This window comes from Streptococcus cristatus (genome assembly GCF_001588905.1).
In the GTDB taxonomy this organism is placed as follows: domain Bacteria; phylum Bacillota; class Bacilli; order Lactobacillales; family Streptococcaceae; genus Streptococcus; species Streptococcus cristatus_N.
Window position 1 is genome coordinate 1 of sequence record NZ_LAWH01000053.1, and the last position, 8,781, is coordinate 8,781.

8 protein-coding genes are annotated in these 8,781 nt (G+C 43.4%); all 8 read right to left on the bottom strand.

Going from position 1 to position 8,781, the window contains the following annotated elements; all coding sequences use genetic code 11:
• Window positions 1-151: 151 nt before the first annotated feature.
• Window positions 152-1,282: a molecular chaperone DnaJ gene (dnaJ, locus tag A0765_RS09175; protein ID WP_062006239.1), complete on the bottom strand. Its 1,131-nt coding sequence runs from the start codon at window positions 1,280-1,282 to the stop codon at window positions 152-154.
• A 130-nt stretch (window positions 1,283-1,412) separates the two neighbouring features.
• Window positions 1,413-2,045, bottom strand: a complete 633-nt coding sequence (locus A0765_RS09180; protein ID WP_062006241.1) for a DJ-1/PfpI family protein — start codon at window positions 2,043-2,045, stop codon at window positions 1,413-1,415.
• 238 nt (window positions 2,046-2,283) lie between these two features.
• Window positions 2,284-4,107 carry a molecular chaperone DnaK gene (gene dnaK, locus A0765_RS09185; RefSeq protein WP_062006243.1) on the bottom strand — a complete coding sequence of 608 codons (1,824 nt, stop codon included), beginning with the start codon at window positions 4,105-4,107 and terminating at the stop codon, window positions 2,284-2,286.
• Window positions 4,108-4,593: 486 nt separating this feature from the next.
• The gene (grpE, locus tag A0765_RS09190; protein WP_062006245.1) at window positions 4,594-5,139 is read right to left on the bottom strand and encodes a nucleotide exchange factor GrpE; all 546 of its coding nucleotides are present in this window, start codon (window positions 5,137-5,139) and stop codon (window positions 4,594-4,596) included.
• Window positions 5,140-5,177: 38 nt separating this feature from the next.
• Window positions 5,178-6,212, bottom strand: a complete 1,035-nt coding sequence (gene hrcA, locus A0765_RS09195; protein ID WP_062006247.1) for a heat-inducible transcriptional repressor HrcA — start codon at window positions 6,210-6,212, stop codon at window positions 5,178-5,180.
• A 193-nt stretch (window positions 6,213-6,405) separates the two neighbouring features.
• Window positions 6,406-6,957 carry a ClbS/DfsB family four-helix bundle protein gene (locus tag A0765_RS09200; RefSeq protein WP_062006249.1) on the bottom strand — a complete coding sequence of 184 codons (552 nt, stop codon included), beginning with the start codon at window positions 6,955-6,957 and terminating at the stop codon, window positions 6,406-6,408.
• A 12-nt stretch (window positions 6,958-6,969) separates the two neighbouring features.
• Window positions 6,970-7,584 carry a GyrI-like domain-containing protein gene (locus A0765_RS09205; protein ID WP_062006251.1) on the bottom strand — a complete coding sequence of 205 codons (615 nt, stop codon included), beginning with the start codon at window positions 7,582-7,584 and terminating at the stop codon, window positions 6,970-6,972.
• Window positions 7,585-7,644: 60 nt separating this feature from the next.
• Complete coding sequence (locus A0765_RS09210; RefSeq protein ID WP_062006253.1) at window positions 7,645-8,544, bottom strand: helix-turn-helix transcriptional regulator; 900 nt, start codon at window positions 8,542-8,544, stop codon at window positions 7,645-7,647.
• Between the last annotated feature and the right edge of the window lie 237 nt (window positions 8,545-8,781).

Consider the following 8,781-nt stretch of genomic DNA (forward strand, 5'->3'; position numbering starts at 1 on the left):
AATTCGATTTCGTCGTCCCACCTCCGCACAGTTGAGTAGGGCTGTAAAAGCTGATGAAATCAGCGTAGTAGAGCCCACTCAACCACTGCGTCTTGCTCGACATTCCAAAGACAATTGATAGGCTAGGACTTTTGCCCTAGCCTATCCTTCTTTATTCCCCTTCAAAGACATCTTTCATCTTATCAAAGAAGCCTTTCTTCTTAGGGCTCACTTTGATGTCTCCAGCCGCCGCAAAATCCTTAAGAGCCGCCTTTTGACGGTCATTGAGGCCTGTTGGCGTTACGACATTGACAGTGACATATTGGTCACCTACACTTCCATCGCGCAGATTTGGTGCTCCCTTACCACGCAGACGGAAACGCTTGCCCGTCTGGGTTCCTTCTGGGATTGTCAATTCAACATTTCCATGGACAGTTGGGATTTCCACACTGTCGCCCAGAGCTGCTTGCACAAAGTTAAGGTTGAGCTTGTAGTAAATGGTAGAACCGTCTCGCTCAAACTTATCGCTTGGCTCAACGTTCACCACTACATACAAGTCACCATAAGGACCGCCATTAAAGCCTGCCTCACCTTGACCAGCCAAGCGAACTCGTTGACCTGTTTCCACACCAGCGGGGATTTTTACATGAACGCTATGCGCTTGCTTTTCATGCCCTGTTCCATGGCAGGTTTCGCATGGACTTTTGATTTCTTGTCCGCGACCGTGACAGACATCACAGGTTACTTGTCGACGCATCATACCCAGCGGTGTTTGAGTATCAACGTTGATGACACCAGAACCATGACAGCGACCACAAGTTACTGGGCTAGTCCCTGGCTTAGCACCTGAACCGTGACAAGTATGGCAACTCGCCTCACGATTGTATTTCACTTCTTTTTCTGCCCCGAAAATAGCCTCTTCAAAGCGGAGATTTACCCGATACTGGAGATCATCTCCTTGACGCGGAGCGTTTGGATTACGAGTTGCGCCACCGCCAAAGAAGCTAGAAAAGATATCTTCGAAGCCACCAAAACCAGAGCCATCAAAGCCACCGAAGCCGCCTGCACCACCAAAACCACCATTGGCACCCGCAGCACCATATTGGTCATAGGCAGCCCGCTTTTGCTCATCGCTCAGCGTTTCATAAGCCTCTTGGACTTCTTTATATTTATCTTCCGCCCCAGGCTCCTTATTGATATCTGGGTGATATTTTTTAGATAATTTCCGATAGGCTCTCTTGATCTCATCCTGAGAAGCATTCTTTGAGACACCTAAACGATCATAAAATTCAGTATTATTCATTTAAGATACCAAGAGCGAACAGAAAGCGACTGAAATTTAGGAAACCGACAAGAAATCCCGATTTCCAAGCTTTCCGCTCGGGTTCAATTACGAACACCCTTGTTCCTTTCTATAATTTATAAGCAAATCATTAGAGGGTATTTTCTATACTCTGCTTCACTTCATCAAACTCTTTGTCCGATAGAGTAAAAATCAAGTCCTCTTCTGAATATTCGTTCTGTTCCTTAAAATAGTTGTCAGTATTTTCTGCCAAACCTAGACTAAGAATCACTCTTCTTGCAAACTCTTGATGTGCAAAGCCTATAGCCGTAATGATATTTTTATCTTGCACAACCAGTTTGGGTTGGAAATTCTCACGTGGAAGAAATTCAAAATAGTCAAAGAAGTTTTGCCAAATCCCACCTGTAAATTTCGTATCGTTCAATAAACCTGCCTTTGCCAACAAAATAGGCGCTGAAGAAATGGCTGCAATTAAGATATCCTGCTTACCGAGTCCCTTCAAAAACGAATTTAATTTTTCATCCTGTAGAGCAGGTCCTATGTTTACCATTCCTGGCAAAATAATACAAGAATAATCTTCTATACGTATTTGCTCCAATGTTTTCGTAGGTTTACAAGACAAACCCTCCTCAGAGACAACTATCGAATGACCTGAAGCTACATAATCAATCGTGATGTCAAAAGATAAAGCTAAAGTACTAGTTAAAGAGGCTATCTCATAAAGAGAAAAATTAGGATAAATGACACAAAGTACTTTTTTCATAAGCGACACCCTCTATTTTACCGAAAAACAGAGGCTGGGTTGCAACCTCTGGATTTCTTCCTATCATTACGACGTTCAAAAACAAAGTATAATCGACTTTGTTTTTGAACTAGTAAGGCGTTTAGGCAAATCGCCATAGCGATTGCCGTAGAATGACAATCACTTTAGTGATTCGTCATTCTTAACGACCTCGCTCTCCGATTTTAAAGCTCGGGATAAAATAGTCCACTGGACTATTTTATTTCTCCGTAAACTCTCCATCTACGACGTCATCGCCTGCGTTTCCTGTTGCTTGTGCGCCTTCTCCTCCTGCTTGAGCTTGTTGAGCTGCTGCGGCTTGTTCGTAGAGTTTCACCGCTAAAGCTTGAGCTTTTTCGTTCAACGCTTCGAGTTTTGCTTTCATGTCGTCCAAGTTATTATCTTCTTGCGCTTTCTTAAGTTCATCAAGAGCAGCTTGGGCTGCGTCACGCTCTGCGTCAAAGCCTTTGCCTTCAGTTTCCTTGATTGTCTTTTCAGTCGCAAAGATAGCTTGGTCTACTTCGTTACGAAGGTCTACTTCTTCCTTACGTTTCTTATCTGCTTCAGCGTTTGCTTCTGCATCTTTCATCATGCGGTCGATTTCTTCATCAGTCAAACCTGAGTTAGATTGAATGACAATTGTTTGTTCTTTTTGAGTTCCAAGGTCTTTGGCCTTAACAGATACGATACCGTTCTTGTCAATGTCAAATGTTACTTCGATTTGAGGAATTCCACGAGGTGCAGCTGGGATATCTGTCAATTGGAAACGTCCAAGAGTCTTGTTATCTGCTGCCATTGGGCGTTCACCTTGAAGAACGTGGATATCAACGGCTGGTTGGTTGTCTGCTGCAGTTGAGAATACTTGTGATTTAGATGTTGGAATCGTTGTGTTACGGTCGATGAGTTTTGTAAATACTCCTCCCATTGTTTCGATACCAAGTGACAATGGTGTTACGTCAAGAAGGACAACGTCCTTAACATCACCAGTGATGACACCACCTTGGATAGCCGCACCCATAGCAACCACTTCGTCAGGGTTCACTGATTTGTTTGGTTCTTTACCAGTTTCAGCCTTAACAGCTTCTACAACAGCAGGGATACGAGTTGAACCACCAACAAGGATGACTTCGTCGATTTCTGACAAGCTCAAACCTGCATCTGAAAGGGCTTGGCGAACTGGAGTTTTTGTACGTTCTACAAGGTCACGAGTCAAATCGTCGAATTTAGCACGAGTCAAAGTCATTTCCAAGTGAAGAGGTCCAGCTTCACCAGCAGTGATAAATGGCAAGCTGATTTGAGTTGAAGTTACACCAGAAAGGTCTTTCTTCGCTTTTTCAGCTGCGTCTTTCAAACGTTGAACAGCCATCTTGTCGTTTGACAAGTCGATTCCGTTCTCTTTCTTAAATTCTGCTACCAAGTGGTCGATAATCTTTTGGTCAAAGTCGTCACCACCGAGTTTGTTGTCCCCTGCGGTTGCCAATACATCAAAAACACCGTCACCGAGTTCAAGGATAGACACGTCGAATGTACCACCACCAAGGTCGAATACCAAGATTTTTTCTTCTTTGTCAGTCTTGTCCAAACCGTAAGCAAGGGCTGCTGCAGTTGGTTCGTTAACGATACGTTCTACTTCAAGACCAGCGATTTTACCAGCGTCTTTAGTTGCTTGACGTTGAGCGTCGTTAAAGTAAGCAGGAACTGTAATAACTGCTTTAGTTACTTTTTCACCAAGGTATTCTTCAGCGTAACCTTTCAAGTATTGAAGAATCATAGCTGAGATTTCTTGTGGAGTGTATTCTTTACCGTTTGCAGAAACTTTTTCAGAAGTTCCCATCTTAGATTTGATAGAGATAACAGTATCTGGGTTTGTCACTGCTTGACGTTTTGCAGCATCACCAACGATGATTTCACCATTTTTGAATGACACTACAGACGGAGTTGTACGGTTTCCTTCTGGGTTTGCGATAATTTTGCTTTCAGTTCCTTCAAGAACTGCAACTGCTGAGTTTGTTGTACCTAAGTCAATACCGATAATTTTAGACATGTGTTTTTCTCCTTAAAATTTATCTTCTATTTTTTTGATACTCTTCTTAAAGTGGCGACGCCGTCAGAGCTTAACTCTGTCAATCTCTTTGACTAAACTTTGAGCCCAAAGTCTCAAAGTTTGCGTAAATAGCGCCACAGCGAAGAGCATCGCCTTTGATTCGCTTCGCTCACTATCAGCAAAGCTGAACCATTGTTTATCATTCTTTCATAGTTTATTGTCGTTTCGGACAAGGTTCTTATTTTTTATGTTGCGACACGAGAAGTCGAAATTATGCGCAGTAGCTGATTGGCAGTTCACTTCGCAAACGCTCGTGACCAGCCTAATCATCCTTGCGAGGGTGCGTCAACGACATCACAGATTTCTGACTTACCGCCTAGTTGAACACGCCCTAAGCTCTGTGTAAAAAAGATAGATTTCCTTGTGTTCATCGAACACTTCGTCAATCTCCTATTTTTACTGTGAGCTTTTTACGGGCTTTGTATCCTAGTTATATACCACCACCATTGCTGGCCTTAGGATGCGGTCATGGAGTTTGTAGCCTTTTTGGAAGACTTGCGCAATGGTATCTGCTGGATGTTCATCATCTGCAGGAACTGTTTGAATAGCCATATGGTAGTTATGGTCAAATGCTCCGTCCGCTGCAATTTCTTCAATTCCTTCTTCTTTAAGGGCATGAATTAAGCTTTCTTGTACCATCTCCAAGCCTTTTTTTACATCGTCTGTCAATCCTTCAACGGCAAGCGCACGCTCAAGGTTGTCCAAAGAAGGGAGAATCGCTTTTGCCAAATCTTGGCTACGATAGCGTTGCAAGAGTTGACGTTCTTCATTGGCACGACGTTGGATATTTTGCATTTCTGCATGAGCACGGAGATATCTATTTTCAAAGTTTTCTGCACGCTCATTTGCAAGTTCTAGTTCTGATTTTTCAGGAGTGGTTTCATCAGATTCTTCAGCGATTTCTACCTTTTCTTCAGTAGCTTCTGCCACTTCCTCTTCTTTTAATTCTTCGTTTTTTATTTCCTCAGACATTTTTCGCCTCCTTTTTAGGAATTTATGTAATTTCATGTTCAACTCACCTCATAATGATTGCTACTCAAATATCGGTAGAAATCAATGAGTTTCATAGTTAGGACTCGATTGACAACATTGAGTTGACTAACCACCTTTTGGTAATCCAGATTGACTGGACCGACCACTGCCAGCATACCAAAGCCCCGATAGGGAATCAGGAATTTGCTGGAAATCAAGGTTAGATTAGCCAGGCAGTCCTCTTGGCTAGCTGCGACTCGGACATTTTGCATCTGATCCTCGGCTAAACTATTGCGAATTTCAAAGGCCACCTTCTGCCGATCATCAAAGAACTGATAGGCCTCAAGATCCGCAAAACGTAGCAACTGAACCTTACCAGCGACAGCTACTTTTTCCGAAAACATCTGAGCAAAAATATGCTCAAAAAGATCGAGAACATTGTCCGTCGTCGTAAAGTAACGCTGGATAATCTGCGGGATCTCCGTCCGAATCTTATAGTGAATATCTAAGACCGTCTGTCCCAGAAAGCGCTCCTGAATCATATCCCTCAAGCGCAGTATGTCTTCCTGGAGAAAATTCCTAGGAATCATGAACTGACTGGTCAGGGTATTGGACTCATCCAGAGTAAAGACAGCTAAGGCTGCGTGCTGGCTAATAACAACGATATCAAAAGCCGTCAGCCGTTGCCGACTAGGCTCGACGTCAAGAGCTACAACCGTGCAAGCACTCAACTCTGCCAAGACGTCCGCTGCCCTCTGCAGGATATCCTCCAGCTTGAAGAACTCTTGATCGAAAGCTTTGACAACCTCGTAGAGCTCATTTTCCGCTAGCTGATCAAAGGTCAAGGAATGGCGGACAAAATACTGGAAGCCTGCTACACTGGGCTTGCGCCCACTCGATGTATGAGCCTTTTCTAGCAGCCCTTCCTTTTCCAAGGCTGCCATGTCATTCCGAATGGTGGCACTCGAGGACTGGATAGACTCTTGCAAGGCTTTAGAACCGACAGGCTCATGCGTCTTGGTAAAGATATCAATAATTAGATTTAAAATCTCATTTTGGCGTTCTGTTACCAAGGACCTCACCTCTCTTTAGAAAATTTCCAGCCACTGGCGAGATTTTATTTTTTATATTTAGCACTCTAATGCATCGAGTGCTAAGTTATGATTCTATTATACACTCTTAAAAATGAATGTCAAGACAAAAAACCAAAAAATTAGCACTCTTTTTGCAAGAGTGCTAAAAATCAGTCTCAAGTCCTAGAAAACTTTATTGGACAGGATTCACTTTACAATTCTTTTGATGAGCTTTAAGCTTTTTCATAGCCCAATCATAGTGGCTGGATGTAGAACTGACAAAATAAGAACCCAAGGTCGTTCCGCCCGTCCATTTATAAACTCCCTTGGAAAACAATTCTTCATTGCTCAAGGTTGCGGCTAGATCCAGGACAGCTCTATGTGAACTAGCCAGCAAAGAACTTGCCTCCTCAAGAGAGGTCTGCTGGTGCTTTTCCCAAAATGCGATATTCATCTCACCATAAGTTCTCCAATTGTAGGGAGCAGGCAGGAAGGACTTCTCTTCTCCCCTTTGATTGCTCTCTACCCAGTTGAGCAGCAGTTGGTGCCACTCATAAAGATGGATTAAGACATCCCTCAGGTTCCGATCGCGCTTCCAGTGGGCTTCTTTCTTTTTCTCATCCTTTGAAAAATCAAAGGGTCTCGCCAACTCGTCCGCTGTCATGTTCAAAATAAGCAGATTGAGTTTTTCGTAATTTTCTGTAGCTGCAGCCAGCAAATCGTTTTTTGTTGCAGGTCTTGGCATGGTAAATTCCTCCTATCTGACAGCATACCTTAAGATAGTTTTCAATTTTTCTTCTGGTGTCCTATTTTTGTTGCTCAAGTAAATCTCTCTGTGGACTTGGTCGCATCTCTCCAGTCCCAAGCTGCTTGCCAGCTCGTCCATTTTCTCAAAAGAGGCCGGCTCACTGTCATAACTTCCTATGTGTAGGACCTGAATAGCCCGCTCCTCTGGCAAGCTTTGCCAACGGATGTCGTCGTAGAGGAGATTGGGCTTTTTCTTGCGGACATTCTCAAGTGCCGCCACAAAAATGTCCTGAGTGATGACATTGGGCTGCTGAATCATGAGCTGATAGCGAAGCTGACTTTTATTGAAGCCTTCCCCAGCAGCTTTTTCCCAAATCCCCTCCAAAGGATAGACCGTGAAATCCGTCACCTTGTCATCCGCTTCATCTTTCATCATGGATTTAAAGAGCATTTTTATGGAATAGGCCAGTGAATAAAGAGCAGATACCCGCTCGGAGAAATCCGCTTCATTGGGGTCACCCTCTCCTTCGATCACAATAAACTGTTGACTTGGCACCTCTACCAGCTCTGGCTTTTGCTTGGCTCCATAAAGGCCTTTCTCACTCTTTCTCCATTCATATTTCATCTTGCTGCCTCCTTTTCTCTTCTTACCATTAGTATACAAGAAGATCCCTGACACCCTATGTCAGGTTTTATATTTTTCTGCCAGCTTATGAATCATTTCTTTCATTTTCACTTGGATTTCGGGCGGATCTAAGACCTCCACAGCGTCTCCAAAGGACAGGATGTAACTGTATAGACGATGGTCGTTGGGAATTTCGATTTCTGTATACAGATTTCCTTCGGCATCTGTCCGAATGTCTCCGCCTAATTCGTCATAAACCCTAAAAGCTACTTTGCGATCAAACTTGACTGTCAGCTTAATGGTATTTTCATAAGTCAGTTCTTTTTCCAAGACGAGATCTTCAAAGTTATCCTCAAACCTTTCCTCCAGCCGCTCCAGATTTTTCATCCGAGATAGCTTAAAATACCTGAATTCCTGTCGCAAGAGGCAGAAAGCATAGAGATACCAATTCTGACTTTTAAAGAACAAGCGCACAGGCTTGACACGGCGATTTGTCTCCTGCTCATCACTAGCAAAGTAAGAAAAAGAAACGAGGTGCTTGCCTAGAATCGCAGTTTTTAATTGATGAAAGGTTTCTTCATATGCTTTATCGTTTTTCCAGTGGTTAAAATCAACTTCAATCCAATTGGGATTTTTAACTTGAAATAGCACCGAAAGCTTTGTAAGAAGCTCACTCTGGTAAAGCTGACTGGTGCTGTCCAGACCTTGCAAGGCAGCCATGATCTGCTCTTTCTCCTCCGCTGTCAGCAAGGCCTTCCGCAAAACAAAATCCTCTGAGATTTCTATGCCACCACCCTTTCCTTGCGTGGTATAAATCGGAATCCCAGCGCTGCTTAGAGAATCTACATCCCGATAAATAGTCCGAACCGAAACTTCGAATTTCTCGGCTAGCTCCGTTGCAGTCACTTTTCCTCTCTCCAAAATGTAATACGATATCCGAAATAGTCTATTATTCTGCATGCCTGCTCCTTCTCCTCTTCCTATTATACAATACTTGCCATAGCATGTCATATTTAGCCAGGTTAGACCTAGGATAAGCTGTAATGAAAAAGAGAGTGGGACAGAAATCGGTAATTCGTTAGAATTCGATTTCGTCGTCCCACCTCCGCACAGTTGAGTAGGGCTGTAAAAGCTGATGAAATCAGCGTAATAGAGCCCACTCAACCACTGCGTCTTGCTCGACAATCCAAAGACAAT

Coding starts and splice junctions, on each gene's coding strand:
- dnaJ (WP_062006239.1), bottom strand. CDS start 1,282: ATGAATAATACTGAATTTTATGATCGTTTAGGTGTCTCAAAGAATGCT.
- A0765_RS09180 (WP_062006241.1), bottom strand. CDS start 2,045: ATGAAAAAAGTACTTTGTGTCATTTATCCTAATTTTTCTCTTTATGAG.
- dnaK (WP_062006243.1), bottom strand. CDS start 4,107: ATGTCTAAAATTATCGGTATTGACTTAGGTACAACAAACTCAGCAGTT.
- grpE (WP_062006245.1), bottom strand. CDS start 5,139: ATGTCTGAGGAAATAAAAAACGAAGAATTAAAAGAAGAGGAAGTGGCA.
- A0765_RS09200 (WP_062006249.1), bottom strand. CDS start 6,957: ATGCCAAGACCTGCAACAAAAAACGATTTGCTGGCTGCAGCTACAGAA.
- A0765_RS09205 (WP_062006251.1), bottom strand. CDS start 7,584: ATGAAATATGAATGGAGAAAGAGTGAGAAAGGCCTTTATGGAGCCAAG.
- A0765_RS09210 (WP_062006253.1), bottom strand. CDS start 8,544: ATGCAGAATAATAGACTATTTCGGATATCGTATTACATTTTGGAGAGA.